Origin of the sequence: Lacticaseibacillus camelliae DSM 22697 = JCM 13995 (assembly GCF_001436615.1) — a bacterium.
In the GTDB taxonomy this organism is placed as follows: Bacteria; Bacillota; Bacilli; order Lactobacillales; family Lactobacillaceae; genus Lacticaseibacillus; species Lacticaseibacillus camelliae.
The window spans coordinates 1-25,702 of record NZ_AYZJ01000009.1; the positions used below are offsets into that span (position 1 = coordinate 1).

Here is a 25,702-nt window from a genome sequence, read left to right on the forward strand (position 1 = left end):
ATGGCCTTTCTGGTCTAGTCGTCAGGGTGTTGCACTTGAATTGTAAACTGGGGAACAAATGAAGGATGAAGAAGAGAGACAAAAGAAACAGTTTGAGGAGGAACGAAAGAGACAAAGAGATCAAGAACAAAGCGAAAATGAAATACAGCAGGCAAGAGAATACAACCGAGTCAGACCGATGCTATATTTCTTCCCGAAAACATACAGACGAAATGATTCGACACCCAGAATACAACCAGGTGATAGGCTGTTCATTAGCTCGACGGGATTACAACAAGTTAAGCAAGATAACAGCGAGATTGACACAACAAATATCAGCTCGTATGTCGATTACTTAAATAAAACACGGAAAGATAGTATTGAACTTTTCGAACTTAGACTACTGTATGGCGAGCCTATCCACCACGTTTGTATATGTTTCAATAAAGGCACGGGGGCAAACCGAAAGCTATACATTCCTTTCCTAGAACCTGGGAAGAACAATATTATTCTTACCGGGGACATGTTTAAAAAAATGGACACATTTGAACAACAGAAAGGCATAAATGCCAACGACAAGTATGGCCTCTATGACAGCGCAGTGCCCCGTGAACAAGTAGTAAATAAACTGTTAACTGACAAGATTGTGATTGAATTTGACACAGTTCTGCACGAACACGTTAAAGTCACATTTGGTCTAAAAGAAACTGATGACCCGACACAAGGACCCAAGGTCTCTAGCGATAATCAAAAGATTGAGTTATCCTACAATTTTGATACGGATGAAACCAAAGATTTCATGAAGGATCTGATTGATCACCACAAGATTCCCCGTGAAAAAGATGTGACTGTCGTGGATTATAATCAACAAACGTCCATTGATATGGAAAAAGCAACCTATACGACAATTTACGAGGTACCAGAATCGGGCCTTTCAAATAATATAAATGACAATTAGTTGAATGTAGAGTGATGGAGTCTCACGGAACGGGAAGAAGGTTATTCAGATGCAAGAACGTCAATACACCAACCGCGGAGAATACGAAACCTACAAGATGGCACGAGCCCTGCAGGAGCAGTATCCCGAAGACGGTATTAAAATATACGCCAACTTGTTCCTCAGCCTCAATGACGGCGAGCCGAATCGGCAGATTGATCATCTCTTGTTGAGTCACCGCGGCCTGTTTGTTCTCGAGACCAAGTACTGGAGCGGCACCATTTATCACGAGATCACCCTCACCCAGCTCAGGCAAGAGTGCGCCGCATTTTGGCCGATCATCAAAGATTCACTGCCTGGTACTATCCGCAACCTGAATCCTTCAGAGTTCTTCACGCTGGTTGCCAAGACTGACGAGGCACTCGAAGGCTATGCAAACTGGCACGACCCTGCACAACAAGTGAAAACGACAATGGCCAAACTGCACAGATTTTTGAAGGGCCACTTACAGATCCCCCCGTTCGTTCATGGCTTTGTGCTGTACGTGTACCCCCCAGTCGAATGCCAACACGATTGTCGATTTAAATGGCCGGCTTGACGACGATGACGACTCTAAGAACGCCGATGCCGAAGAATTCACCGGACGCAATGTCTCTGAACCGGACGGCTTCTCTAGCTTAGCCAGTTTTAGAAACTATTATGAACACATGCCAAAGACAGTAATGACGGCGGAGCGCACCGCGGAGATTGCCAAGTGCATCGAAACTGAAATTATTGAGTGACTGCATCTGAAAGACGAATATCTAATCCTAAAAAGGCTGGCCCGAATGTATTCGGGTCAGTCCTTCATTTCTAACAGTGCTCGCGATTGAAAACCGTGATACCAGACGATCTTGATTAGGATGATCATTAATCAGCACGACTTATACATGTCCGTTGGGACTTTAAACTGTGTTCGCAGATTGTGCAAAGTCCACCGCTTCCACGCCGCAAAAATCATGGCTCTAGGTCCCGAATTTGATCAATCAGATCTTCAAAATGGTCGACCTGGTTTGCGTATTCGTCCAACTCGCCACCGTATTGTTGGTTAAAGCCTTCCAGCCCGTCGCCGGCAAAGGCAAACTCGTAGTTGTGAATGGCCTCGTACGTCTGACTGAAATCGGCCAGCAGTTCGTGGTGCTGGCCGTCCATCTGCAACGCCATCTGAATCACGCGGAAATCGGTGTATGCGAGCTCAAATTGCACCGCCCACCGGCGCATGAACGGATGCTGATTCTGAATGTGCGCCAAGTGATGGGTGGTGGTCCATTCCAGGTTATCGATACTGTTCTTCACGTCTAACATCTAAACCGCCCCTTTCGCGCTCACTTTACGCGCGGGTCAGCGCAGAGGCAAGCAATTCGCCTCGCCTACTGCTCGGCCACGGTCATGCGCCGCATCCCCAGCGCGGTCAACCCAAAGATTACAGCGAAGACCAACAGCGCTGCTGCCACGATCAAAAACGGGTTCGCCTGAGCTGCCGGCAGCGTCTGGGTCAGCGAGCCGCTGGCCAAGTGCCGAGTCAGCGCCGCCGCATCACTGTCGGAAGGCGCAATCAGCCGGCCGACCGGGAACCAGGCCAACGCAACGGCAATGATCACCCCGCAAAGCGTCAAGGCTGCTGCCACCCGGTCCACCCGCTGCATCAGCACGTTGAAGAACATTCCAATGCCGCCGAGTGAGGCGAACACCAGCACAATGAACAGCGCGTTGGCGACCCACGCAACTGATGTGTACGTCCCCGAGTACCCAAGCTCCTTGATGAACAGCATCGGTACGCCGAAGATGGTCATGATCAGCCAGTCAAGGGCAAACCCGACCAAGCCATAGCACAGCCAGCCGGTCAGCTGCGTCCAAAACTGCTGCCAGCGCGGGATCCCGAACTGAGCGGCCAGACGCAGCCATTTGGGGGTCAGGATCATGCCTGCTGCAAGGGTGAAAATGCCGGTCGGCACAATCATAGTGTTGCCGAAGGGCTGGTTCCAGTCCATCTTGGCGCCGATCATCGAGTTGATACCGACGACAAAGACAAAACTAAGTCCAAGCATCACCACCGCAAAGATGAGAAACGGTTTCGCCAGGTCCAGAAGCTGAGTTTTTAACATGACCTGTTTTTTCATGACTTTTCCCTCCTAAACCCGGTCGTTGAGTTCGGCGCGGCCACCTAAGCGCGCCGCCAGAAAGCCAAACCCGACCGTCACCACTGCGAAGACCAAAAGCAGGATCAGCGGCTGAGGCGCCCCGTGCAGCGGCAGTCCAATCAGCGCCAGCAGGAACTGGAGCACGCCCGAATCGGTGGCCAGACTCGGCAATGCCAGCATAATCAGCACCAGTGCCAGCCCCGGCAGCACCATCAGCCCATACACACCAAACACCAGCGCAAACCTGATCTTTCCGCTGAGTGGCAGGGTGGCAAAACCGAGGGCTGCCCCGATGGCTGCGAAAGCTAAGTATGCCACCAGCCGCAGCACAGCACCCATCAGCACCCCAGTTGGCCCAGTTAGGTGATAAACAGAAGCGAGAAAACTGCCCGTACCGCGAACCAGGGGAATGAGACTGACCATGGTGACGAACACCGCCAGCAGCGCGGAACAAGCTACCAGCCCGACCGCTGCGGTTTGCAGATAAAGCTTGCGACTGACCCCGTTTTGAAACGCCGACCCTAGCGCCCAGGGCATGGCAAAATAGCCCAAAATTGCAGCGATGTACAGGCCAATAAACTCGCCAGACCAGCCGTTGGCATCAGACGCGCCGCCGAACACACTCATCCCCACCAGCACGCCCCAGCCAACCAGGCCGCCAATCATGACGATACTCATCATCTGCAGCTGCACTTTCAGCATCGCCTGAAATTTACGCCTCATCGACTTCACCCCCGTTGCGGGTCAGCTCCAGATACATCTGTTGCAGATCCATGCCGCCGACTGTGACGCCTGCCGGCACCGGCTTTTCCAGTGGCGCATCCAACGTGTATGCCGTCAACATGCCGCCCAGCGCCACTTCGCGCAGCGTGCAGGTGCCGCCGAGCCACTCGTGAACCAGTGCCGTCGGACCCGTAACCACGCGGCCCTTGGCGGTTAGGTCGGCCACGTCCTCGTCCAAGGTGATGGTCCCGCCGTCCAGCACGAACACATGCGTGACCAGATTCTCGATTTCCTCGATCAGGTGGGACGCGATGATGAACGTCCGCGGCTTGCTGGCAAAAGTATTGGCCAACTCCTGGTAGAAAATCTCCCGGTTATTCGCGTCCAGCCCCAGCACCGGCTCATCCAGCATCACGAACTCGCACGGTACGCACAACGCGATGATCAGCTTGGCGATGGTGCGATACCCGGTCGACAGCTTGCGGAACCGCTGGTGCGGATCCAGCCCAAACGCCTTGGCCAGGTGAGCGGCCAGTTCGTCATCGAAACTCCCGTACATCTCCCGCGTCAGCGTAAACAGCTGCTCGATCCGGCTATCGCCTGGGTACAGCATCGCCGCGCTCATCAGGAAAATGCGATTTTGGGCGTCAGCATTTTCGGTAACGCTTTTGCCGTCCAGCAGCACCTTGCCGGCCGTCGGGAAAAGGCGGTTGTTGACGATTTTCATCAGCGTGCTTTTGCCGGCGCCGTTGCGGCCGAGCAAGCCGTACAGCTGGCCGGCCTCCCATGTCATGTTGACGCCGCGCAGCACCTTGTTGGCGCCGAAGTTGCGTGTCACTTGCTTGAACTCTAACTTGCTCATGCCCCATACCCCTCTTCTATCGCGGCGATCAGTTCCGCCTGACTGATGTCCAACGCCTTGGCGGCCGCAATCAAGTTCGCGATGCGCTCGGCGTAAAAATCATGCTTGCGCTTCGCCTTGATCTTAGCCTGCGCCCCAGGCACCACGAACATCCCGATGCCGCGCCGCTTCTCGATCAACCCCAAATCGACCAAAACGTTCATCCCCTTTAGCACGGTGGCCGGATTAATGGCGTAGGTCTTCGCCACTTCAGTCGTCGACGGAATTTGCGTGTCCTCAGCGAACGCGCCGCTCAGAATCCCCGCCGTGAACTGGTCGGCGATTTGCTGATACAGCGGCACGACGCTGCTAGCATCGAATTTCATGGGCCGCCTCCTTCCAGTTGTTTAGTTAATTAGTTGAGTAACTAACCTACGCTGTCAAGATACCCCCTTAACGAAAGGACGTCAACAAAAAAGTCGTCCAAATATCTGGACGACTTTTGATTTAAATATTAATGCCGAGGGTCTGGAGAATCAGCCAGACGTTCAGGATGACCAGCACGATTGTGACAAACCACGCCGCGTACTTGACCCACGCTCGGTTCTTGAACTCGCCCATTAACTCCTCGCTGGAGGTGTACTGGACGAGCGGCACCACTGCGAACGGCAAGGCCACCGACAGGAACACCTGAGAGAACGTCAGCAGGCCTTCAATTTTGGCCTCGTTACCTTTGTAAATAATGGCAAAAATCAAAACTGGGGTGACCGACAGCAACCGGGTCAGCAAGCGCTGGGCCCACAGCGGCATCTTCAGCCGGATGAACCCTTCCATGATGATCTGGCCGGCCAGGGTGCCGGTGATGGTCGAGCTTTGGCCGGACGCCAGCAGCGCCACGGCGAACAGCATCGACAGGACCGGGCTAGCGATGGCGCCGACGACCTTGCTGTCCTGCAAGGCGTTGAACAGGTCGACGAAGCGGCCCAGGTCGGAGTTGGTGCCAAAGAACAGCGCCGCCCCTAAGATCAGCAGCAGCGAGTTCACGATGAACGCGATGCTCAGCTGAATGTTGGAATCGATGGTGCTGAAACGGATCGCCCGCTTAACGGCTTTGTGGTCCGAGCGATCGACCGCGCGGGTCTGCGAAATCGACGAGCCCAGGTAAAGGTCATGCGGCATAACGGTCGCGCCGACGATCCCCAGGGCCAAGTACAGCTCAGAGCGGTTCGTCAGAATGCGCGGGGACGGAATGTAGCCCTGCAGCATCTGCCCGACATCTGGCTTAGAAAGTAAAACTTCGTATGTGAAGACCAGCAGGATCACGGCAACCAGCACCGCGACGATGGCCTCAATTTTGCGGAAGCCTAACTTCATCAGCAACAACAGAATCAACACATCGGCAGAAGTAATGATGATGCCGACGATTAGCGGGATCTTGAACAGCAGCTCCAGCGCAATCGCCGACCCGATGATTTCCGCGACATCGGTCGCCATAATCGCCAACTCGGTGATGATCCACAAAATAATGCCAGTGGCTTTACCCGTGCGCTCACGGGTGAGCTGCGCCAAGTCCTTCCCGGTCACAATGCCCAACCGGGCGGCCATCGCCTGCAGCAGCATCGCAGTCAAACTGGAAATCAGGACCACTGTCAACAGCGTGTACTTGAACTGCGCGCCCCCGGCGATCGAGGTGATCCAGTTGCCGGGATCCATGTAGCCGACCGCGATCAGGATCCCGGGTCCCGTGTAGGTCAGCAGGGTTTTCCAGAATCCGGCGTTCTTCGGGACCTTAATGCTGCCGTTGATTTCGTCCAGGCTTTTCGAGCCGGCCTCCTCTTCAGCGAACATGACTTGGTGCTCTTTTCGGGATGACTTTGCCATCACGCCACCTCCCCTTCTCATGATTCCCCAAATATGCTCTAGGTATATGATAAAACTTCATATGTAAGTATAGCGATATTTTAGCCTTCCCGAAAGCCCCTAATTTGCCCGGGTCAGGACTTTTTGCGGGCCAACGCAAAAAAACCGCCACCACATAGTTGTGGTAACGGTTCTCAGCGTCTTAACAAAATTACTTCTTGTCTGTGGTGGCGATCTTCTTACGCTTAGCGACCTTTTGACGCTCGCCAGTGTTTAAGATCTTCTTGCGCAGCCGCACGCTCTTCGGGGTGACTTCGCAAAGCTCGTCGTCGTTCAGGAACTCGATCGACTCTTCAAGGCTCATGTTCTTCGGAGTCTTGATGGCCGCCGCGTGGTCTTTCCCGGCCGCACGGGTGTTAGTCAAGTTCTTGCCCTTCGTCGCGTTAACGGCGATATCGGTTTCACGGTTGTTCATGCCGACGATCATGCCTTCGTAAACTTCAGTGCCGGCGTCAACAAACAGCTGCCCGCGTTCCTCAATGCTCTGCAGAGAGTAAGTCGTGGCCACGCCTGCGTTGATGGAAACCAGCGCACCATTGACACGGCCAGGCGTCCAGTTGCGAACCACTGGCATGTACTTTTCAAAGGTGTGGTTCATGATGCCGTAACCACCGGTCGAGGAAAGAAATTCAGTCGAGTAACCAATCAGGCCACGCGACGGGGTCAGGAAGACCAAACGCGTCTGGCCGTTGCCCTCATCGGACATGTCCTGCATCTCACCCTTGCGCTGGGACATCGCATCGATAACGGTGCCGGTGTACTTGCTAGGAATGTCGATCTGGACCTCTTCAAACGGCTCCATGATCTGGCCATCGATTTCGCGATAGATGACTTCCGGCCGGCCGAGCTGAAGCTCAAAGCCGTCACGGCGCATTTCTTCGACCAAAATCGAAAGGTGAAGTTCACCACGACCGGAAACCATCCAGGCGCCAGCCTTGTCGGTGTCGTCAACGCGCAGTGAGACATCGGTCTGCAGCTGGGCCTTCAGGCGGTCTTCCAGCTTACGCGCGGTGACCTTGTCGCCTTCACGGCCGGCAAACGGTGAGTCATTTTGCATGAACATCATCTGCAGAGTCGGCGGATCGATGCGGAGAATCGGCAGTGCTTCTGGGTGATCGGCAGCGGCGACGGTTTCACCGACGTAAATGTCTTCCATCCCGGAAACGGCGATCAGATCGCCGGATTCGGCGTGCTGAATCTCGATCCGCTTCAGACCGAAGAACCCGAACATCTTGGTGACGCGGAAGTTCTTAGTCGAGCCGTCCAGCTTCATCAAGGTCACGTTGTCACCAACGGAGATTGAACCGCGGAACACCCGGCCGATCCCAATCCGGCCTACGTAGTCGTTGTAGTCCAGCATGGAAACCTGGAACTGCAGCGGCTGGTCGGATGTATCTTCCGGCGCCGGAATGGTCTTCAAGATGGTGTCAAACAGCGGCTTCATCGTGTGCGTCTGGTCTTCCGGCTTGTCCGAGTAGCTGGACGTGCCGTTAATGGCGGACGTGTACACGATTGGGAACTCGAGCTGGTCTTCGTCAGCACCCAGTTCGATGAATAATTCGAGGACTTCGTCGACGACTTCTGCCGGACGGGCACCGGGACGGTCGATCTTGTTGATCACGACGATTGGGGTCAGGTGTTGTTCCAAGGCCTTTTTCAAAACGAAGCGGGTCTGGGGCATCGTGCCTTCAAACGCGTCAACGACCAACAGCACGCCATCGACCATCTTCATGATGCGTTCAACTTCCCCACCGAAGTCAGCATGCCCTGGCGTGTCCACGATGTTGATGGTCGTGTCACCGTACTTAACGGCAGTGTTCTTCGACAGGATGGTGATCCCGCGTTCCTTTTCGATCGCGTTGGAATCAAGCGCGCGGTCCCCGATCTGCATATGTTCCGGCAACGTGTCGGACTGCTTTAACATTTCGTTGACCAAAGTGGTCTTACCGTGGTCAACGTGGGCAATGATCGCAATATTGCGAATATCGTCGCGAGTCTTCAAATTAATTAACTTCCTTTCAGAATGGCCTTGTGTGGCTGCAGAATGCCAACCAACTCGGCGCTGGTTCTGGCATAAAAAAACATGCCTCTTCTGAGACAGTCTTCGAAATAAGAGTATAGCACAAACGGGCCTCCTCGGATAGCTTTTCTGAAAAGTCGTGCGAGGAATCCTTGAAAACTACTTTGCTTGCATCCGGTGCAGGATCTCGGCGTGTGCCTGCGGCATGGCGGCAACTACCACGCCGGCTTGAAGCAGGTCAACAGGCTGACCGTCCGGGCGGCTGCATTGCAGACCAAACCCGGCGCCGATCGCCATCCCCGCCGCAATGTCCCAAGGCTGCAGGTAGGAGACGTAGCCCACCAGCTGCCCCAACGTAATGGCCTTGAACTCCATGCCCGCAGACCCGGAGATCCGCGCACCGGAGCTAGCCAAAGCGATGTCACCCAAGTTCAGGTAGTTGTGAATAGTCATCGGCCCGCTGGCACCCAGCAGGCCATCTTTCAGCAAGCGGTCAAGTGGCAGGCTCACCGGCTGGCCGTTCAGCGCCGGGGGCAGGCTCGGCCCACCGGTGACCAGCTCATTGCGCATCACGTCCATGATGGCGCCGTATAGCGGGGCCCCGTCCTGATAAACGCCGATCATCACGGCAAAGTTGGCCCGCTGCTTGACAAAATTCATCGTGCCGTCAATGGGGTCGACAAAAAAAACCAGGCCGTCTAAGTCAGTGACCTTGGCGGCGGTGCCTTCCTCGGCCTCAATTTTGGCCTGCGGATAGGCGGTGCGAATCTTGCCCACCAGAAAGGCCTGATTGTCGGCGTCGACGTTGGTCACGAGGTCGTTGCGACCCGTTTTTGTGGCCACGCTGACCGGCGTTTGCATCGCCGTCAGGATGCGCGTGCGGCTTTCAGTCAGCCAGGCTTCAATGTTTGCTGCGAGTGCTTTCAGCATTGCGGGTTGCCTCCTTCATGCGCACGCGGCCTGAGCTGGTCCCTTGCGCCGCCTTCATCACGCGGTAAATTGAGTAGCCCGAGGCTTGCTCGAACTCCCGGTCCAGCTGCCGCTCAGTCCCCTTGTCGGGCACGACCGTTTTGAACGCGGCGTAGGCGGCCTGCAAGTTGGCGCGGTCGACCCCTTTTTCATAAGCGTCTTCTACCAAGCTGTACAGAGTGGTGACCTTGATCATGTCGGCCTTGGACCAATCCAAGTCCAATGGGTATTCATAGTTGGGTTTCAAATTCAATTCTCTCCTGCCTCGATCGCGGCGATTTGCGCGGAAAGCCGCGTCAGCGCCTCAGCCAGGCTTTGCTGCTCGGCTTCGGACCCACTAACGCTCGCGACTGCCGTCACCCCGCGTCGATCAATTTGAACCGGCCGCGAGTACACCAGCGGCTGGTCCCCCTCATCGTAGCGCACCGCCACTGGGGCAATCAAGGCGCTGCCAGCATTGGCCGCCAGCAGCCGCTCGATCAGGCCGCAGAAACTGTGGCCATCTGCTGCCCTAGCGTATGCCTGACAAGCCGCCTGCACGCGCGTCATGAGGCCGGCCGCGTCGTCGGTTTCCTGAAGCAGGCTCATCACCGTCGTCGCGCCGATGTACGCCCGGCTCCACAGCAGCGTGAAGTCAGGCTGGGTGCCGATGACGTAAGCCGTCACGGCCCCGGCCGGCACGTCAAACTCGCGCGCCAGGCTGTGCTCGAAGCAGCGGGTCAGCCCCATCGTCCCGATGCCCATCACCGCGTTGGCCTTCAGTCCTGAAAAGCGCTGCGCAAAATAGGTGCACAGCTCACTTTCCTGTGTCGCCACCAGCACCTTGCCGGCAAAACCGACCCCCATGGCCGACTTCAGTACGCGCCGCATGCCGGCCAGATTGGCCGCCTGCACCATTTCCGCCGCCCCGTCGGCAAAATCGGTGATGACAAGCACATCCGTGTCGGCCAACTGCTTCGGCGTCGCCTTTTGAAGCGGATTTTCACTCACCGCCGCCAGTGCGATCAGACCATCCATGCCCACCTTATCAGCATCCGGCGCGTCAAGCAGGACCGTCAGCGGCAACCGACTCTGGATCAGTTTGGCGGCGATGTCTTCCGTCGCCGCAGTGTCCCCACAAACCACTACTTTTTGCATGCTTACCCTCCAACTCTCTTAATGCCATATTAAACAATTGCTGCGCGAGAAGAGGATACAGTTTCATGTCAAAACGTGGACACTGGATCGTGGACAGTGGCGGGCGTGTCTAACTAGGGAACACGCGCAGTTTTCAGGGGAGATGCCGGTCCCTGAACTAGTGGACTATCGCACTTTCCCCACCGAAATGCCACTGTACATATAAATGTTTCGGAAAAATTCTTGCATAATGTTTATTAGCTGTTATTATTAAAGCAACAGGTTAATCACAGAAAAACACCAGGTCATGTCAGTCCATCATTCTACTAGGAGGCCCAATTCATGAGATATCTCATCACTGGCGCTACCGGACATCTCGGTCGCAAAGTCATCGATCAGTTGGTCGCTCTGGTCGGCGCGTCCGCGTTAACCGCGGCTGTGCACACCCCAGCAAAAGCCACTGCCCTGAGCGAGCGAGGGATCAACACGGTCGCTCTGGATTACCTCAACGTCGAGACCATGCGTCAGGCTTTCTCTGGTCAAGACGTCGTCATCTACATTCCCAGCAAAACCTACGATGTCTTACAGCGAATCACCGAATTTGAAAACTCAATTAAAGCGCTCAAACTCGCGAAGGTGCCGTCTGTCGTGTTCGTCAGTTTTTATGCCGACCAGGAGAATAATCCTTTTAGAATGTCACCATACTACGCCTACGCCCCACGCAAGCTGGCAACCAGCGGCCTCCAATATGCTGTCGCGAAAAACTCGCTGTACGCCGATCCGCTCGTCCCTTATTTGCCGGAGTTGATCGAGCGCCAGGCCTTGATCTATCCCGTCGGCAATCAGGCGATGAGTTTTATCACCCAGGACGACAGCGCCAAGGCAATTGCCACTCTGGCCGTAAAACCGGAACTGCGCGACGCTGGCCAAATATACACGCTGACCCAGGAAAAAGCCCTGACCATGCCAGAACTAGGACGGATCATGACCAAAGTCACCGGTCATGAAATTGGCTATAAACCCGTGACCACGGCAGAATTCGGCCGAATTTACGCGGCGGAAGGTGATGGTGAAGAACTCGCCAGCATGTATGCCGCCGGCGCCCTGGGTCTGTTCGACCAGGCCACTCACGATTTTGCGAAGATCACTGGCGATAAGCCAGAAAGCATGTCGGCCTTCCTGAAGCGCAGCTACCGCCCAGAAGCGTAGGACCCCTGGTTCCTTTCACCAGTATCGGGTGGGTAACACCGCCACTGCCGCCGCCATTCTGAAAGCAGGATAAACGATGAAATTTTCCCATAAACTCAGTGATGCTCTCCACATTTTGGCGTACGTCCAGATTTATGCCGGCGGCGACCTATCGAGTGCCGCGATTGCCGCAAGCGTGGAAGCCAACCAAAGCATGGTGCGGCAAATGATGTCTAAACTAGTCAAGGCCGGCCTGCTCAATAGCCAACCTGGCAAGGTCGCGGTGACTCTAGCTAAGTCCCCTGAAAACATCACTCTGCTCGACGTTTATCTGGCGGTTGAGGACAATCACAACCTGTTGCACATCGATGATAAAACTAACCCATTGTGCATTGTTGGCGGCAATATTCAAGACACCCTGAATGACGTGTACGCCGCCATTCAACGCGATACTGAAGCCAGCATGGCCAAGCACACGTTGGCAGAGATAATCGCCGACATTCTGGTTCGCCAGGACGCCAAAACCATGCGGTAGCTACAATCAAAAACTAACTCGAAAGCGTATTGATGATGAGCTTAAGGCTCTCACCAATGCGCTTTTTCTGTGGGGTAAACTGATGACTCGGTTGGCCCCTGAGTACCCGCCTGCTGCCAAACTTGCGCGCCGGATGAGCTATCGGCTCTCCACGCCCAGCAGGAAAACGCAAAAATACCGCCCATCGAATGATGGACGGTAGGCATCTCATTTTCAATTAGATTGAGGGTCGGGGCGACGTGACTGGGTCCTGGTTATACCGGAACGCGGTCTCTTTGACCGCACTCACGTCACTTTTAACCAGGGAAGCCCGTCCCGCAACCTGCGGGATCAGGGCCAAGTCGTCGTGAACCTGCTTGACTTTAATTTCAACTTGCCGAATCAACTTGCTTGCGCCGAGTGCCCGGCTCAACCGGATCACTGCGCACTTGATGCTAGCCAGGATGGCCTTGGCAATCATTGCTAAAGGCAGCTCGCTTTTGACTGCAAAAATGTCGTTTGCCATTTTCGCAATGTACCGCTCGTCGCCCACAGCCAGCACTTTCGCCTGAACGTCTTCGTTGACGCGACTGCCGGCTAGAGCAACCCCTTGCGGCATTGTCTTGCCGGTCAACTTCAGGATAACCTGAAGCCAGCGGCTTGGTGTTGCTGAAGCAGTGGTCGCCACATCCGTCGCCAGCAGCGTGCCGGCTGGGATCTTGACGATGTCACCAGCGACAAGTCCGGCAAGCGTGGTGCCCCGAACCAACCCGTCGCGAACCACCAGGACCTGGCGGTTGCCATTGAAGTTGGTCAGCCAGCGGCAAAATGCTGCGTGCACCGCGTAGCCACCGATCACCAGCAGCGCCGTCAGCGCCAGCCCGAGCCAAACCCGGTCAAGCAGGACGTCGCTGAGCAGACCCAAGCCAGCGCTGAGCATGGCAATTGGGCGCAGTGGGAACGTGGAACGAAGTGGCGTCGCAACAGTGCGCAAGTTGAACTGCATCTTGTTGACCTGAGTCGTGCTCAGGCCAGAATATTCTTGCATGAACATCGTGTTCTCCTCTCTTCCCAGAGAGGGCTTGCGATGCGCCTATTTACTTATATGTAGAACTAAGTGGTGGCACAATGACAAACCTTCCGGGATCCGCACTGTCCGGACTACCGCCACCGTCAATCGCTGTTTGTTTCATTGCGCTCACCACCTTCCAGTTGTCTTACCGTTGTGCTTACGGTTTCCACCCGCATTTTTCTCATCTAGAATTGAAAAAAGCGCACACCGATTAGGCCTGCGCGATTTGCATCCCAATCGTTTAGTTTTAGCACTATACGCCTAGAAAAAATCTCAGCTGCATTAGCGCGGGCCTTAATAGACAGGCGCAGTTGACTCATTGGCATCTCTGGATGTTTCTGAGCAGCAGCATTGTTCGTATAGGAGCCTCACCTAACGGAAAGCACCATATTTCACTACAAAGTTCATTCTACTTACTTTTGCCGTGCCTGTCAACCACCCAGGCCCGGTCTATCGGGCCTGATGAGCATTTTCTCATTTAGACCGACCGCACGCAAAATCTAGCGGAACCGCGCACCAGCCGCGAGATACGCGGTTTTTCTTGACTGCCAGTTGTGCTACAGTAATATGGAAACGATTCGAAGTGGAGGGGTTCTCTTGTACTTAATGAAAGATATCACCAGAGATGGTGATCCGATCCTGCGCGCACGGGCCAAGAAAGTGGCATTTCCCTTGTCTGATAAAGACAAACAGCTGGCCCATGACCTGATGGAATACCTTGTGGTCAGTCAGGATGAAGAGGAAAACAAAAAGTATCACCTTCGGCCAGGCGTTGGCCTTGCCGCCCCGCAAGTCGGTGTGTCCGAGTGCATGGCGGCCGTCCTGGTCCCAGGTCCGGACGACACGATCCTGTTTAAGGAAGTCCTGGTCAACCCCGTGATCATCTCCAACTCTGTGCAGGACGCCGCGTTGTCTGAAGGGGAAGGCTGCCTGTCGGTCGATAACGATGTCGAGGGCTATGTGGTCCGGCACGATCGCGTCACCATCCGTTATCAAAACCTCGAGGGCGAAACCAAGAAGGTGCGCCTAAAGAACTACCCGGCGATCGTCTGCCAGCACGAAATCGATCACCTCAACGGCATTTTATTCTATGATCACATCAACAAGAAGACGCCATTCAAGATGGACCCTGAAGGCATCTTGATCGACTGATTCAAAAGCGTCCCCGATGACTCTGCAAGGCAAACCCTTGCAAAACCATCAGGGACGCTTTTTCTCGCCTAGACGCGCTGGATATCCTGCAGGTAGGCAATGGTCGGCGCGTTCGTGACAAACGCAACGTCAAAGTGCGTCTTGCCGTCCCGCTCCCAAAAATCGGTAATCACAAACGCCGGATAACGCGGATCTGAACTGGCGATGTGCTGATCTTCCGCCGTGTCACGCAGCTGATTTTGCAGCCGGTCACGCGTGATCTTGATTTTCGGTGTCTCTGTCTCGTACTCAAAGCCCATGATGCCGTGGCCCCAGACATCGGCGACCGCGGCGGAGTGCAGCGGCTTGTCATACGGCCAATGCAGCACGGTCAGGACCTCTTCAACGACTTGGTCCGTCAGCTGCTGACTGTGCCAGACAAACAGGCGCAGCGCGCGACGCCTGCGGGCGATCCGCAACCAAATCACGATGGCGAAGACCACACCGACGGCAATCACAGCAAGCAACCAGTACATGGCCTCGCCTCCTTTTTACTCATTATACCGCTTTCGGGCCGGCGATGCCGCTGGTAGCTGGTGGCGTCGGCCCTCCTTATATGCTAAACTATCTATAACTGTTGAGTTTTCAACATTTGACCGGCAAAATTTGCGAAGATCCTCACGCTGAGGCCATTTTCGCGTGCAAAGGAGTTTTTATCAATGATCTACAAAGTATTGTACCAACCAGACAAGATCCGCAATCCGCGGCGGGAAACCACCCAGACCCTTTACATGGAGGCCGAATCCGCGGCCGCTGCGCGCGCTGCTGTCGAAGAACACACGGACTACAACATTGAGCTTGTGCAGGAGCTCAATGGCAACTTCTTGGAATACGAGCAGAAGTCCCCAAACTATAAGTTGACGGAGTTCTGATCATGGATTTGAACATAAAGAAAGATGAAGTCGCAGTCTTTGCCATCGGCGGTCTCGGTGAGATCGGTAAGAACATGTATGGCGTCCAGTACAAGGATGAAATCGTCATTATCGATAACGGGATCAAATTCCCCGAAGATGACCTGCTGGGCATTGACTACGTGATTTCTGATTACTCGTACCTGGTGGATCACAAGGACATGATCGATGCCCTCGTGATCACCCACGGGCACGAAGATCACATCGGCGGCATTCCGTACTTCCTGCGCGAAGTCCCGAATGTCCCGGTTTACGCCCCACCGCTTGCCGCTGCGCTGATTCGCGGCAAGCTGGAGGAACACGGACTGCTGCGTTCCACCGAGCTGCACGAAATCAAGGAAGAAGACGTCCTGAAGTTTAAAAACCTCTGGGTCGACTTCTTCCGCACCACTCACAGTATTCCCGATACCCTCGGGGTCGCGGTTCATACCCCGTACGGTGCCATCGTGGAAACTGGGGACTATAAGTTTGACTTGACCCCAGTCGGCGATCAGCCGGCGCCGAACCTGCAGCGCATGGCCAAGCTTGGCGAGGAAGGCGTGCTGCTCTTAATGAGCGACTCGACCAACGCCGAGATCCCGAACTTCACGAAGTCTGAGCGCTTCGTTGGCCGCTCAATCCGCCACATTTTCGACGACATCAAGGGTCGCATCATTTTTGCCACCTTCGCGTCGAACATCTCCCGGATGGAGCAAGCGATTCAGGCTGCCCGTGAGCACGGGCGCAAAATCGCCGTCTTCGGCCGGTCGATGGAAACCGCGCTGGTCAACGGCCGCGAACTCGGCTACCTCGACGTCACAGATGACGAGCTGATCGATCCGCACGAACTCAACAAGATGCCGGCGGAAAAAGTCATGATCCTCTGCACCGGCTCGCAAGGCGAACCGATGGCGGCCTTATCTCGGATCGCCAACGGCACGCACCGGCAGATCACGATTCAGCCTGGCGACACCGTCGTCTTCTCTTCCAACCCGATCCCTGGCAACACGGTTTCCGTGAACCACGTGATCAACGAGCTGGAAGAAGCTGGCGCAACCGTCATTCACGGCAAGGTCAACAACGTCCACACTTCTGGTCACGGCGGCCAGGAGGAGCAGAAGTTGATGCTGCGGCTGATGAAGCCGAAGTTCTTCATGCCAATTCACGGTGAGTACCGGATGCTGAAGATCCACACCGAGCTGGCGCAGGAATGCCACGTCCCAGCCGACCACTGCTTCATCATGGACAACGGTGATGTGTTGGCACTGACTGCCGATACGGCCCACCGTGCCGGCCACTTCCCGGCTGGCGACGTCTACGTTGACGGCAATGGCGTCGGTGACATCGGCAACGCGGTCATCCGCGATCGCCGCATGCTTTCCGAAGAAGGCCTGGTCGTGGTCGTGGCCACGATCAACATGCAGAAACAGGCCGTGTTTGCCGGCCCCGACCTGCTATCGCGTGGGTTCATCTACATGCGCGAATCCGGTGAGCTGATCAACCAAGCTCAGCACCGGGTTTACCGCACGATTAAGAACACCTTCAAGGACAACGAAAAAGTCACTGAAGGCATGCTTAAGGATGCGATCACGTCCAACCTGCAGGAATTCCTGTTTGATAAGACGGAGCGCCACCCTGTGATCCTGCCAATGCTGATCACGCTGTAAAAAGCAAAAATGATTCTCGGCTCACCGCTGAGAATCATTTTTTTGTATTTTCAAAACCACAGTGACAAATCCATCCCCGATCAAACCACCATGAGTAATTAAGTACCAGGTCAGTCACGTCAAACAGCCTGATCCCCCAACCGCTGACGCCGACCAGCAGCACCAGACCCAGCAGCACCAATCAAAGCGCGAGCGCTGTTGCTGATGGCGAAAAACGGCGCCTCTCAAGAGCAGCAGCACCGTCATGCGAAAATCAAATTTGACATGGTTGTCCTCCCTTCCAATGGCGCCGGAACTCATTATGAAGGCGGGATGCAAGGTCGTCGACGATACCAATCCCGCCTGCACAGGCTGTCGCACTGCTGCGAGCTTAATTTAAACGTATAAATATTCATCGTGTACCACTGAATTTATTGTGTTATTCATGCCTGGCCGGTATAATCAGTATTAGTGATTTTTGGAGGAGGCGAACGCATGGCGGCGGCATTTTACTACATTATTTTCAATCCGGCAGCAGGCTCTGGCAACGCCGTGGACACGCTAAAGGCAGTCCGCAAGGTCATGAACGACCGCGCAATCGAGTATGAGGTGCGAGTCAGCCGGTACTCCGGCCACACGGTGCAGCTTGCCAAGCAAATCGGCAGCTTCAACGACCATCCCGGTGCGGTGGTGCTGGTGATCGGCGGCGATGGGACACTTAACCAAACGATTACCGGATTGAAAATGACGCGGCAAGCTGACCTCCCAGTTGGCTACATCCCCGCCGGTTCCGGCAACGATTTCGCGCGCGGGATCGGACTGCCGGACGACCCCATGCAGGCGCTTGAATGCGTCCTGAGCGCTGAAAAGCCGCTGGTCCTGGACGTCGGGCAGTACACTGAGCAAACCCACCAAGAAAGCGGCTATTTTGTCAACAACGTCGGCATCGGCTATGACGGCAACACCATCGCCCACAGTTCGCACAGTCAGATCAAGACCTTTCTCAACCGGTTCCATCTGGGTAAGCTCTCCTATTTTGTCACCGCGGTGATCGTGTTCTTCGCGCAAAAGCCGTTCACGGTGATCGTCTACGATCAGCAAGGCCGGATGGAGATCATTCAAAACGCCTTCCTAGTGGATGCCACCAACCACCCGTACTTTGGCGGGGGGATTCGCTTCATGCCTGGTGCGGTGCCCACCGATGGGCTGCTGGATCTGGTCGTGGCCGAACACCCCAACTGGGTCGCGTTCCTTTTTTACCTGATTCAGATGATCCGCGGCAAGGCGCATAAGTACGAGCGCGTGCACTACTTCAAGGGCACCCACTTGCGCCTGGAAACAGCAGAACTGGAACAGGGCCAAATGGACGGTGAGGAAATGGGGACCCGCCCGTTTGAGCTGGAATTCACTGTGGCCAAGCAGAACTTCTGGTTTAACCTGCCAACAAAAAATTAATTACTAACCTGGACCAAAAACAAACGTGTCACTGCCCTTTCGTTAGGCAATGACACGTTTGTTTTTGACTCCTATTCGGTTAGAAGTAATCGGAGAAGTACGGTTCATCGTTGGGAATAATGCGCTCCAGCTGCTTGATGGCGGCCTTGCTGGCTTCGATGCGCTCGATTTTCGCCAAGTACGACGGCCGGCGGTAACTCATCAGCATCGTCGTCAGGGTCTGAATGTCCAGCTTAACCGGGTCCCCGACTGGTCGGTCGGTCACCTGCAAGTGGCCACCTTCGTCCCACCACAGGCCGAAGACACCGTTGTTCCAATCCGCCAGCGGGTCGGACACGATGAAGTGCAACGGCTTTTCCGCTTCCTCAAACGGGTAAACCTTGAGGAACTGGGCCACATCGACAATGCGGGCCATGAAGTACGGGTGAATGGTTTGCATGATGTCGCCGTCATCGAGCAGGAAGTGCAGCGGCTCGTTTTTATAAATGTCGCCTTTGACGTGCTCGACCATGGAAAAGTGCGCCGCGACAAAGTTCCACAGGCCGATGCGCGCTTCCTGAGTGTTGTACACCATTTCCTTGATGTGGAACACCTCATCGGCGATCCAGTAGAGGACGTAACCCTGAGGAATATCGTTGTCGTCGTAGTAAACCCCGGCGATACGCTCGTCCTCGTCCTCCCAGCGCCAGTACTCGTCCCAGTTGAGCTGGTTGCGGATCATTGCCCCGTGATTGTGCAGGGCAAACCGGTTGTAAATCTCGATCACGTCCGGGTCATCGATTTCCAGCCGCTCCACGTGACCGGGCAACGAATTGTCGACCTTGGGCAGTTGGGTGTCCTTCACGTCGAACGTCAGGTGGTCGGACATGATCTCCCAGCCCTTTTTCCGGTAAAACGGAATGCTGTACGGGTACAGATACGAGATCCACTGGTGGTGGTCCCGCATGTGCGAAAGGCCAATTTTGACCAGATCGTGCATGAGCCCGTGACCGGCATACTCGGGGTACGTCCCGACGCCGGTCAGCCCGGCCATGTCGTACAGCTTACCGTGGATGTTGACGCGGCACGGGTAAATGGCCAGCTGCGAAATCAGCTCGTCGCCCTGCCACCAGCCGATGACGTCGGACTTTTCGAGCACCGGCCGCTTAGCCCGCTCGAGCTCACCGTCTTCGTAGCCAGACTCCTCAACTTCCTTGGCCGTGACTTGAAACACGTAGGCTAATAAATCGTTGAACTGCTCAAGGTTGGCCGGAGTGACCGGTCTGATCTCAAGCGAATCGCGGATGTCGTCTGCCATAAAAACTCCTTAGTGGCTTACTCAGCCTCCTGCGCTGCCAACAGCTTGGCCGGCGTCAGCCCGTTCAGCCCGATGCGCGGGTCGATGGTCTGAGCCTGGATCAATGCTTTGGTCAGGCGGTATTCTTTATTTTGATCAATCGCTTCACTATCATTATTATCCGAAGCAACCGGCGCACTGTCAACCACCCGGGTGGCCGGTGCTTGAGGCACCGTGTCAGTCGGCGCAGTTGGCGCGAAAATATCCGGCTGGTCCTGCTTCATGACCTTGGTCAACCGGTCGACCAGCGCGGTTTGGCGGTTGTCGGCCACGGCTTCGACCGCCGTTTCGAACGCCCGTGGGTCCCCCATTAAAATGAGAAAATCGCGGGCCCGCGTCACCGCCGTGTACAGCAGGTTTCGCCGCAGCATGCGCCGCGCCCCCAGCGTCAGCGGCAGGATCACCACCGGAAACTCCGAGCCCTGCGCCTTGTGGATCGAGGTCGCGTAGGCCAGCGTGATCTTGCTCCAGTCACTGCGCTGGTATTGCAGCTCGTTGCCGTCAAAATCAATGGTGAGCTCGTCGGTTTTACTGTCGGCGTCCTTGGCCGCCGTGATGCCGGTGATGATGCCCAGCTCGCCGTTAAAGACATTGGCGTCTGGGTTGTTGACCAGCTGCAGCACCTTGTCGCCGATGCGGTATTTCACCGGGCCAAACTCGACTTCCTTAGTGCGGTTGGACTTTTTGGGATTCAAAATGTCCTGGATCAGCGGGTTGAGCTGGTCGATACCGGCGGCGCCGCGGTACATTGGCGCCAGCACCTGCACATCGGCCTTATCGAACTGGGTCGCGGCCTTGCCAACGACCTGCCCGACCACACGCGCCAGTTGATCCGGTGGGCACAGAATGAACGAGCGGTCCTTTTTGCTTTCGCGCCAGTCCGCCGGCAGCCGGCCAGCATTGATCGCGTGGGCCAGCGGAATGATGGACGAGTCCTCATCCTGGCGGTGAATGTGCCGCAGCTCCATCGCCGGCAGCGTCCGGCTGCGCAGCAGATCCGCAAACACTTGGCCGGGCCCGACTGACGGCAGCTGGTCCTTATCCCCGACCAGGATGACTTTGATGCCGGGGTGCAGCGCCGCCAGCAGCGTGCGGAACAGGTAGGTGTCGACCATCGACATTTCGTCGACGACCAAAAGTCCGTCCGGCAGGTCCTTGGGTTCGTACTCCTGGGCATCGATGGCCAGCCCGAGCAGCCGATGGATCGTCGACGCCGGCAGGCCGGTGGTCTCCATGATGCGCTTGGCCGCCCGGCCCGTCGGCGCGGCCAGCATCAGCGGAAACGGCTCGTCCTTGTACAAGTTAATATCCAGGCTCAGGCCCTTCAGCTCCGCGTAGGCGCGCACGATGCCGTTGACCACGGTGGTCTTTCCGGTGCCGGGGCCGCCGGTCAAAAGAAAAATCTCGTTTTTCAGGGCCTGCTTAATAGCGGCGGTTTGCGTCTCGTCGTAGTGAATGCCAGCGCTTTTTTCAACGGTTTTGATCACCTTGACGACGGCTTTATCGGTGGGCGGATCCTCGACCGGCTCCTTCAGGCCGGCCAGCCGTGTGGCAATCTCGCCTTCCGCGTCGTACAAGCGCTTGGGGAAAATGCGCTGGTCATCGGCGTACAACTCACCCTTTTTCGTCAGCGTCAAAATCGCCTGGCCCACGCGGTTGGGATCGACCTCGACGTTGCGGGCGCTTTCCAGCACCCCGACCGCCGAGCTGACCAGTTGGGGCAGCATCACGTAGGTGTCGCCTTCCCCGTCGGTCAACCGCTGCAGCTCGGACAACACCGCCCCACCCAGCCGAATCTGGGAATCAGGCGCGATGTGAAGGTTGGCCGCAATGGCGTCGGCACGTTTGAACCCGATGCCGTCGATGTCGGCGATCAGTTGGTACGGATTCTCCTTGATCACGTCCAGCGCGTCGGTTTTGTATTTCTGGTAGATTTTGGCCGCCATGTTAGACGTGAAGCCAAAGTCGTTCAGGCCGATGATGACCTGCTCCATACCCAGGTTCAGCTGGAGGTTGTCGACCAAGGTCGCGCGTTTTTCCGCGTTCAGGCCCAGCGGCTTCAGCACATTCTCGTCCTTGAGGATCTTGTCGATGGCACCGGTGCCCAAGGCGTCGACGATTTTTTTGGCGGTGATGCTCCCAATGCCGGGAAAGCGGTCGGACGCCAGGTAATTGATGAGGCCCTGCTTCGACGTCGGCTTGTCGACCTGATAATTGTCTGCCGCGAACTGCAGGCCGTAGCGCGGATGGTTGACCACTTTACCGACGAACGTATAGGTCTCGTCTTCTTTGATGTCACCAAAATTCCCGGTGACGGTAATTTCGTCATCGGGCCACTGAATATTTGTTTTAGTGATCGTCACCGCGACGATTTTGAAGAAGGTCGTCGGGCTTTGGAAAATGATGCTTTTGACCCGGCCACTGACACTTTGCTGCCCGTCTTCATTCATCGGCGTCACCCTGCGCCTTGAGGAACCCAGCAATGTCGCGGACTTTGCCCGCCTGCTGGTCATAGCCCTGCGGATCCAGCTTCTTCGCCTCGTCCAGGTACTTGCCGCCATCAAGGTTTTGGCCGGTCAGCGCCATCCCATAGGTAAACAGCACCCGCGCGTTGTTGATCTGCAAAAATGGTGCCAACAGCTTGGCGGCCTCTTTGAACGCACCGAGCCCCAGCAAAAGCTCAGCCGAAAGCAGCGCGGCGTCCACCTTTTCCGGGGCCGCCTCATGCGCCGTCAGGGCAAACGCCAGCGCCTTTTGCACCTGCCCCGCCTGCTGGTAGCTCAGCGCCAGCATGTACTGCGCGTCCTGCTTGAGGCTCCCCTTTTTGGCGTTTGCAAGCTGCGCGAAGTACTTAATAGCCAGCGTCGAATTGCCCTGGCTAAATGCCAACAGGCCGGCATCATAGGTCAGCTCGTCATCGCCTGGGAACAGCCCCAGCGCCTTGACGATCAGCTGGCTGGCCTCATCGTAGGCGTGGATGCCGATCAGCATCGTGGCCAACACGGAATACCGCTTTGGGTCCGTCGGCTTTTCATCGATGCGTTTGACCGCGGCCTGAATCGCCGCGTCGTGGTCCCCATTATTGAATTGGTCAGTCAATGACGCCATGGCAAGTGCCTCCTAAATCGTGTCGGTTGGATCGAGTTTCTTGGTGATGTAGTCTGTGTCATTCCAGCGGACCAGTTTGAACGGCAGCTTCGGTCCAGTCGCGTCAAGAATCGTGACGCTGCTGTTAGTCAAACCGCCGTCCTTGCGCATGTCTTTAATGGGCGTGCCCAGCAGGCTTTGGATCAGCGCCACCAGGGCTGCCCCGTGGCTGACAAACAGCAGGTTATCGGTAGGCTCGGCCTTTTTAACGGCATCGAGCACCACCGGCTGCATCCGCTGGATCAACTCGGGAAACGACTCGCCCTGAATCTTGGTCGGGTCGTAGTCACCAGGCGCATAGCGGAACGCGTGCAGTTCCGTGGGGTACTTTTTCTCCACGTCGGTAAAGCGCATGCCTTCCATGCGGCCCAGGTTGAATTCGCGCATCCCCACGGTCGTCGTGGTCGGAATGTCCTGACCCAGCTGCTTGATCAGGTACTGCGCCGTTTTTTGCGCGCGCGGCAAGGGACTGATGTACGCGTGGGCAAACTTCACCCCGCGCACTGTCAGATAATTGGCCAGCTGACCGATTTCCTCGTAGCTTTCCTTGAGCAGTGGCGAATCCCCGTTTGCGCCTTGGTAGCGCCCTTCCAAGTTCCACTCAGTTTTTCCGTGCCGGACAAAATATAACCGCGTCAATCTTGCTCCCCCTAATGGTCTTATATAACTACTAATTATCGCGATTTACCGCGCCTAATTCAAGGGGGCTAAAATCATCAGGCCTTTGCGGACATCAAACAGGCCTTATCCACATCGATGGTGTGCCCTTCCAGCCCGAGCAGCATCATTTTGCGGTCCATGCCGCCGGCGTACCCCACCAGTTCGCCGTGCTTGCCGACGACGCGGTGGCACGGGACGACGATACTAATCGGGTTATGCCCCACGGCGTTGCCGATCGCGCGCGGCGAGGTCGGCCGCCCCAAGCTGTCGCCCACCGCGGCGGCCAGCGCACCGTACGTGGTCACCTCACCGTACGGCACCGCGAGCAGTGCCCGGGAAACGGCCTGCCGAAACGCGGTGCCGGTCAGCTTAAGCGGGAGCGTTTGGGGATCCGGCCTCTCGCCCGCAAAATAGTCCTGCAGCCACAGCCCGGTTTTGATCAAGACCGGCGTCACTTGACGCGGCACCTGCGTCAAGTCAAACTGCCCGCCAAAGTGATCCTGATCCTTGAACCAAATGCCCAGCAAATGGTCTGAGTCGGCCAGCAACGTCAACTCGCCGAACGGGGATTCATACGTGCTTTGTGCTTGCATCACGGCACCTCCAATTGCCTATATTTTACCATACGAACGCGTGTTCCGAATAGTGGCCGACTCACCCGCTTAGGCGTTAAAAAAACACCCCCGCTTGCGCAGGAGTGCCAGAGATTTTTGCCTAACTCATTACACGTACTGCAGGACCTGAGCATCGTTGTAGGCCACGTTAATGGTCCCACCACCGAAGCACTCCGTCCCGTCGTACAGGACAACGGCCTGGCCGGGCGTGATGGCCCGGACCGGGTGGTCGAACTCAATGCGGGCATTGTCGCCGTCAAGGTGCACGGTGACGCCGACATCCTGCTGGCGGTAGCGGAACTTCGCCGTGCAGTGAAAGTCGGTCGCAGGCGCCTTGCCGGTGAAGAAGTTCATGCCGGACGCGTCGAGGCTGGTCGCCATCAGGTGCGGGTTGTTGTAACCCTGGCCGACATAGAGAATGTTCTTCTCGATGTCCTTGCCGACAACGAACCACGGCTCAGAGTTCTCCGAGTTGCCGCCGATGCCAAGCCCCTGGCGCTGGCCGATGGTGTAGTACATCAGGCCATCGTGCGTGCCCTTCTCCTCGCCATCATAGGTCATCATCTTACCAGGCTGAGCCGGCAGATAAGTGCTGAGGAACTGCTTGAAGTTCTTCTCGCCGATGAAGCAAATGCCCATGCTGTCCTTCTTGTGGGCAGTGGCCAGACCCGCCTTTTCGGCAATGGCCCGAACCTGCGACTTCTGCATGCCGCCAATCGGGAACATCGACTTCTTCAGCTGCGCCTGTGACAGCTGGCTGAGGAAGTACGTCTGGTCCTTGTTGGCGTCAGCGCCGCGCAGCATGTGCACGGTGCCGTTTTCGTCGGTCGTCAGTTGGGCGTAGTGGCCCATGGCAATGTAGTCGGCGTCAAGCTCCTCGGCGTAATCGAGAAACGCCTTGAACTTGATCTCTTTGTTGCACATCACGTCGGGATTCGGAGTGCGGCCGGCCTTGTACTCGTCCAGGAAGTACTGGAACACGCGGTCCCAGTACTCTTTTTCGAAGTTGATGCCGTAGTAAGGAATGCCGATCTCGTCGGCGACCTTAGCCACGTCCGCATAGTCGGTCGTGGCGGTACAGACCCCGTTCTCGTCTGTATCGTCCCAATTCTTCATGAACACCCCGACGACGTCATACCCTTGCTGCTTAAGGAGAAGCGCCGACACGGACGAATCCACGCCGCCGGACATCCCCACCACAACGCGGGTGTTGCTGTTGTCCAAAATGATCACCATCATTTCAATCAGATTCTGGAGTTATCCGATTTGAAGGTCGTCAATTCCAGTAAGGTTAATTATACCAG

The 25,702-nt window shown here is 56.0% G+C and carries 26 protein-coding genes and 1 riboswitch; of the genes, 8 read left to right on the plus strand and 18 right to left on the minus strand.

Annotated elements, in window-relative coordinates; all coding sequences use genetic code 11:
- Positions 1 to 58 precede the first annotated feature (58 nt).
- On the plus strand, positions 59 to 937 hold the full coding sequence (locus FC75_RS01110) for a hypothetical protein (protein ID WP_056988867.1): 879 nt from the start codon (positions 59 to 61) through the stop codon (positions 935 to 937).
- 49 nt (positions 938 to 986) lie between these two features.
- Positions 987 to 1,514, plus strand: coding sequence for a nuclease-related domain-containing protein (locus FC75_RS01115; RefSeq protein ID WP_054664238.1), 528 nt, complete (start codon positions 987 to 989; stop codon positions 1,512 to 1,514).
- Between the two features lie 398 nt (positions 1,515 to 1,912).
- On the opposite strand, the gene FC75_RS01120 is transcribed toward FC75_RS01115, so the two are convergent.
- The 10 genes from FC75_RS01120 to FC75_RS01165 all read right to left on the minus strand — a co-directional run bounded on the left by FC75_RS01120 (position 1,913) and on the right by FC75_RS01165 (position 10,706).
- Entirely contained in the window at positions 1,913 to 2,260 is a 348-nt protein-coding gene (locus tag FC75_RS01120) for a hypothetical protein (protein WP_056988869.1), read from the minus strand.
- A 65-nt stretch (positions 2,261 to 2,325) separates the two neighbouring features.
- A complete protein-coding gene (locus FC75_RS01125; protein ID WP_056988871.1) occupies positions 2,326 to 3,075 on the minus strand; it encodes a hypothetical protein in 750 nt (249 codons plus the stop codon).
- Positions 3,076 to 3,087: 12 nt separating this feature from the next.
- Complete coding sequence (locus tag FC75_RS01130; RefSeq protein ID WP_054664232.1) at positions 3,088 to 3,819, minus strand: hypothetical protein; 732 nt, start codon at positions 3,817 to 3,819, stop codon at positions 3,088 to 3,090.
- Entirely contained in the window at positions 3,809 to 4,681 is an 873-nt protein-coding gene (locus FC75_RS01135) for an ATP-binding cassette domain-containing protein (RefSeq protein WP_056988873.1), read from the minus strand. Before FC75_RS01135 ends, FC75_RS01130 begins: the two co-directional genes overlap by 11 nt.
- On the minus strand, positions 4,678 to 5,046 hold the full coding sequence (locus tag FC75_RS01140) for a GntR family transcriptional regulator (RefSeq protein WP_054664226.1): 369 nt from the start codon (positions 5,044 to 5,046) through the stop codon (positions 4,678 to 4,680). The genes FC75_RS01135 and FC75_RS01140 overlap by 4 nt, the downstream gene beginning before the upstream one ends.
- Before the next feature lie 121 nt (positions 5,047 to 5,167).
- Positions 5,168 to 6,541 carry an Nramp family divalent metal transporter gene (locus FC75_RS01145; RefSeq protein ID WP_054664223.1) on the minus strand — a complete coding sequence of 458 codons (1,374 nt, stop codon included), beginning with the start codon at positions 6,539 to 6,541 and terminating at the stop codon, positions 5,168 to 5,170.
- A 190-nt stretch (positions 6,542 to 6,731) separates the two neighbouring features.
- Positions 6,732 to 8,582 carry a translational GTPase TypA gene (gene typA / locus FC75_RS01150; protein ID WP_054664220.1) on the minus strand — a complete coding sequence of 617 codons (1,851 nt, stop codon included), beginning with the start codon at positions 8,580 to 8,582 and terminating at the stop codon, positions 6,732 to 6,734.
- Between the two features lie 177 nt (positions 8,583 to 8,759).
- Positions 8,760 to 9,530 (minus strand): inositol monophosphatase family protein, encoded by a 771-nt coding sequence (locus FC75_RS01155; protein ID WP_056988875.1) that lies wholly within the window; start codon positions 9,528 to 9,530, stop codon positions 8,760 to 8,762.
- The gene (locus FC75_RS01160) at positions 9,502 to 9,816 is read right to left on the minus strand and encodes a UPF0223 family protein (protein WP_056988877.1); all 315 of its coding nucleotides are present in this window, start codon (positions 9,814 to 9,816) and stop codon (positions 9,502 to 9,504) included. The genes FC75_RS01155 and FC75_RS01160 overlap by 29 nt, the downstream gene beginning before the upstream one ends.
- Before the next feature lie 2 nt (positions 9,817 to 9,818).
- Complete coding sequence (locus tag FC75_RS01165; RefSeq protein ID WP_054664217.1) at positions 9,819 to 10,706, minus strand: Rossmann-fold NAD(P)-binding domain-containing protein; 888 nt, start codon at positions 10,704 to 10,706, stop codon at positions 9,819 to 9,821.
- A gap of 321 nt (positions 10,707 to 11,027) precedes the next feature.
- On the opposite strand from FC75_RS01165, the gene FC75_RS01170 reads away from it, so the two are divergent.
- Positions 11,028 to 11,894: an SDR family oxidoreductase gene (locus FC75_RS01170; RefSeq protein ID WP_056988879.1), complete on the plus strand. Its 867-nt coding sequence runs from the start codon at positions 11,028 to 11,030 to the stop codon at positions 11,892 to 11,894.
- 76 nt (positions 11,895 to 11,970) lie between these two features.
- Positions 11,971 to 12,408 (plus strand): Rrf2 family transcriptional regulator, encoded by a 438-nt coding sequence (locus FC75_RS01175; protein ID WP_054664206.1) that lies wholly within the window; start codon positions 11,971 to 11,973, stop codon positions 12,406 to 12,408.
- 217 nt (positions 12,409 to 12,625) lie between these two features.
- Here the strand turns inward: FC75_RS01175 and FC75_RS01180 are convergent, their stop codons facing one another.
- The gene (locus tag FC75_RS01180; protein ID WP_156314371.1) at positions 12,626 to 13,435 is read right to left on the minus strand and encodes a hypothetical protein; all 810 of its coding nucleotides are present in this window, start codon (positions 13,433 to 13,435) and stop codon (positions 12,626 to 12,628) included.
- A 249-nt stretch (positions 13,436 to 13,684) separates the two neighbouring features.
- Positions 13,685 to 13,846, minus strand: a riboswitch (M-box (ykoK) riboswitch).
- A gap of 210 nt (positions 13,847 to 14,056) precedes the next feature.
- Between FC75_RS01180 and def the strand changes: the two genes are divergently transcribed.
- Complete coding sequence (def, locus tag FC75_RS01185) at positions 14,057 to 14,611, plus strand: peptide deformylase (RefSeq protein WP_054664200.1); 555 nt, start codon at positions 14,057 to 14,059, stop codon at positions 14,609 to 14,611.
- Positions 14,612 to 14,679: 68 nt separating this feature from the next.
- On the opposite strand, the gene FC75_RS01190 is transcribed toward def, so the two are convergent.
- Positions 14,680 to 15,126 carry a hypothetical protein gene (locus FC75_RS01190; RefSeq protein ID WP_056988881.1) on the minus strand — a complete coding sequence of 149 codons (447 nt, stop codon included), beginning with the start codon at positions 15,124 to 15,126 and terminating at the stop codon, positions 14,680 to 14,682.
- 183 nt (positions 15,127 to 15,309) lie between these two features.
- Here FC75_RS01190 and FC75_RS01195 point away from each other — a divergent pair, with 183 nt between their 5' ends.
- The 3 genes from FC75_RS01195 (at position 15,310) to FC75_RS01205 (ending at position 18,641) form a co-directional block, all read left to right on the plus strand.
- Entirely contained in the window at positions 15,310 to 15,522 is a 213-nt protein-coding gene (locus FC75_RS01195) for an RNA polymerase epsilon subunit (protein ID WP_054664194.1), read from the plus strand.
- Between the two features lie 2 nt (positions 15,523 to 15,524).
- Positions 15,525 to 17,207, plus strand: a complete 1,683-nt coding sequence (rnjA, locus tag FC75_RS01200) for a ribonuclease J1 (RefSeq protein WP_054664191.1) — start codon at positions 15,525 to 15,527, stop codon at positions 17,205 to 17,207.
- Positions 17,208 to 17,681: 474 nt separating this feature from the next.
- The gene (locus FC75_RS01205) at positions 17,682 to 18,641 is read left to right on the plus strand and encodes a diacylglycerol/lipid kinase family protein (protein ID WP_056988883.1); all 960 of its coding nucleotides are present in this window, start codon (positions 17,682 to 17,684) and stop codon (positions 18,639 to 18,641) included.
- A 79-nt stretch (positions 18,642 to 18,720) separates the two neighbouring features.
- On the opposite strand, the gene FC75_RS01210 is transcribed toward FC75_RS01205, so the two are convergent.
- From FC75_RS01210 to mnmA, 6 genes are all read right to left on the minus strand, one after another.
- Entirely contained in the window at positions 18,721 to 19,938 is a 1,218-nt protein-coding gene (locus FC75_RS01210; protein WP_056988885.1) for a GNAT family N-acetyltransferase, read from the minus strand.
- Between the two features lie 17 nt (positions 19,939 to 19,955).
- Positions 19,956 to 22,427 carry an SF1B family DNA helicase RecD2 gene (gene recD2 / locus FC75_RS01215; protein WP_056988887.1) on the minus strand — a complete coding sequence of 824 codons (2,472 nt, stop codon included), beginning with the start codon at positions 22,425 to 22,427 and terminating at the stop codon, positions 19,956 to 19,958.
- Complete coding sequence (locus FC75_RS01220) at positions 22,420 to 23,085, minus strand: tetratricopeptide repeat protein (RefSeq protein ID WP_056988889.1); 666 nt, start codon at positions 23,083 to 23,085, stop codon at positions 22,420 to 22,422. Before FC75_RS01220 ends, recD2 begins: the two co-directional genes overlap by 8 nt.
- A gap of 12 nt (positions 23,086 to 23,097) precedes the next feature.
- Positions 23,098 to 23,763, minus strand: a complete 666-nt coding sequence (locus FC75_RS01225; RefSeq protein WP_056988891.1) for a histidine phosphatase family protein — start codon at positions 23,761 to 23,763, stop codon at positions 23,098 to 23,100.
- Positions 23,764 to 23,840: 77 nt separating this feature from the next.
- The gene (locus tag FC75_RS01230) at positions 23,841 to 24,377 is read right to left on the minus strand and encodes a methylated-DNA--[protein]-cysteine S-methyltransferase (RefSeq protein ID WP_056988892.1); all 537 of its coding nucleotides are present in this window, start codon (positions 24,375 to 24,377) and stop codon (positions 23,841 to 23,843) included.
- A gap of 129 nt (positions 24,378 to 24,506) precedes the next feature.
- On the minus strand, positions 24,507 to 25,625 hold the full coding sequence (gene mnmA, locus FC75_RS01235) for a tRNA 2-thiouridine(34) synthase MnmA (protein ID WP_275453009.1): 1,119 nt from the start codon (positions 25,623 to 25,625) through the stop codon (positions 24,507 to 24,509).
- Between the last annotated feature and the right edge of the window lie 77 nt (positions 25,626 to 25,702).

What these genes read in the sequence shown, in the direction of transcription:
- FC75_RS01125 (WP_056988871.1), bottom strand. Translation starts at nt 3,075, where the DNA reads ATGAAAAAACAGGTCATGTTAAAAACTCAGCTTCTGGACCTGGCGAAA.
- FC75_RS01155 (WP_056988875.1), bottom strand. Translation starts at nt 9,530, where the DNA reads ATGCTGAAAGCACTCGCAGCAAACATTGAAGCCTGGCTGACTGAAAGC.
- FC75_RS01165 (WP_054664217.1), bottom strand. Translation starts at nt 10,706, where the DNA reads ATGCAAAAAGTAGTGGTTTGTGGGGACACTGCGGCGACGGAAGACATC.
- FC75_RS01195 (WP_054664194.1), top strand. Translation starts at nt 15,310, where the DNA reads ATGATCTACAAAGTATTGTACCAACCAGACAAGATCCGCAATCCGCGG.
- FC75_RS01135 (WP_056988873.1), bottom strand. Translation starts at nt 4,681, where the DNA reads ATGAGCAAGTTAGAGTTCAAGCAAGTGACACGCAACTTCGGCGCCAAC.
- FC75_RS01130 (WP_054664232.1), bottom strand. Translation starts at nt 3,819, where the DNA reads ATGAGGCGTAAATTTCAGGCGATGCTGAAAGTGCAGCTGCAGATGATG.
- FC75_RS01175 (WP_054664206.1), top strand. Translation starts at nt 11,971, where the DNA reads ATGAAATTTTCCCATAAACTCAGTGATGCTCTCCACATTTTGGCGTAC.
- FC75_RS01115 (WP_054664238.1), top strand. Translation starts at nt 987, where the DNA reads ATGCAAGAACGTCAATACACCAACCGCGGAGAATACGAAACCTACAAG.
- FC75_RS01180 (WP_156314371.1), bottom strand. Translation starts at nt 13,435, where the DNA reads ATGCAAGAATATTCTGGCCTGAGCACGACTCAGGTCAACAAGATGCAG.
- FC75_RS01190 (WP_056988881.1), bottom strand. Translation starts at nt 15,126, where the DNA reads ATGTACTGGTTGCTTGCTGTGATTGCCGTCGGTGTGGTCTTCGCCATC.
- FC75_RS01140 (WP_054664226.1), bottom strand. Translation starts at nt 5,046, where the DNA reads ATGAAATTCGATGCTAGCAGCGTCGTGCCGCTGTATCAGCAAATCGCC.
- FC75_RS01120 (WP_056988869.1), bottom strand. Translation starts at nt 2,260, where the DNA reads ATGTTAGACGTGAAGAACAGTATCGATAACCTGGAATGGACCACCACC.
- FC75_RS01205 (WP_056988883.1), top strand. Translation starts at nt 17,682, where the DNA reads ATGGCGGCGGCATTTTACTACATTATTTTCAATCCGGCAGCAGGCTCT.
- FC75_RS01230 (WP_056988892.1), bottom strand. Translation starts at nt 24,377, where the DNA reads ATGCAAGCACAAAGCACGTATGAATCCCCGTTCGGCGAGTTGACGTTG.
- FC75_RS01110 (WP_056988867.1), top strand. Translation starts at nt 59, where the DNA reads ATGAAGGATGAAGAAGAGAGACAAAAGAAACAGTTTGAGGAGGAACGA.
- recD2 (WP_056988887.1), bottom strand. Translation starts at nt 22,427, where the DNA reads ATGAATGAAGACGGGCAGCAAAGTGTCAGTGGCCGGGTCAAAAGCATC.
- FC75_RS01210 (WP_056988885.1), bottom strand. Translation starts at nt 19,938, where the DNA reads ATGGCAGACGACATCCGCGATTCGCTTGAGATCAGACCGGTCACTCCG.
- FC75_RS01170 (WP_056988879.1), top strand. Translation starts at nt 11,028, where the DNA reads ATGAGATATCTCATCACTGGCGCTACCGGACATCTCGGTCGCAAAGTC.
- FC75_RS01145 (WP_054664223.1), bottom strand. Translation starts at nt 6,541, where the DNA reads ATGGCAAAGTCATCCCGAAAAGAGCACCAAGTCATGTTCGCTGAAGAG.
- rnjA (WP_054664191.1), top strand. Translation starts at nt 15,525, where the DNA reads ATGGATTTGAACATAAAGAAAGATGAAGTCGCAGTCTTTGCCATCGGC.
- FC75_RS01220 (WP_056988889.1), bottom strand. Translation starts at nt 23,085, where the DNA reads ATGGCGTCATTGACTGACCAATTCAATAATGGGGACCACGACGCGGCG.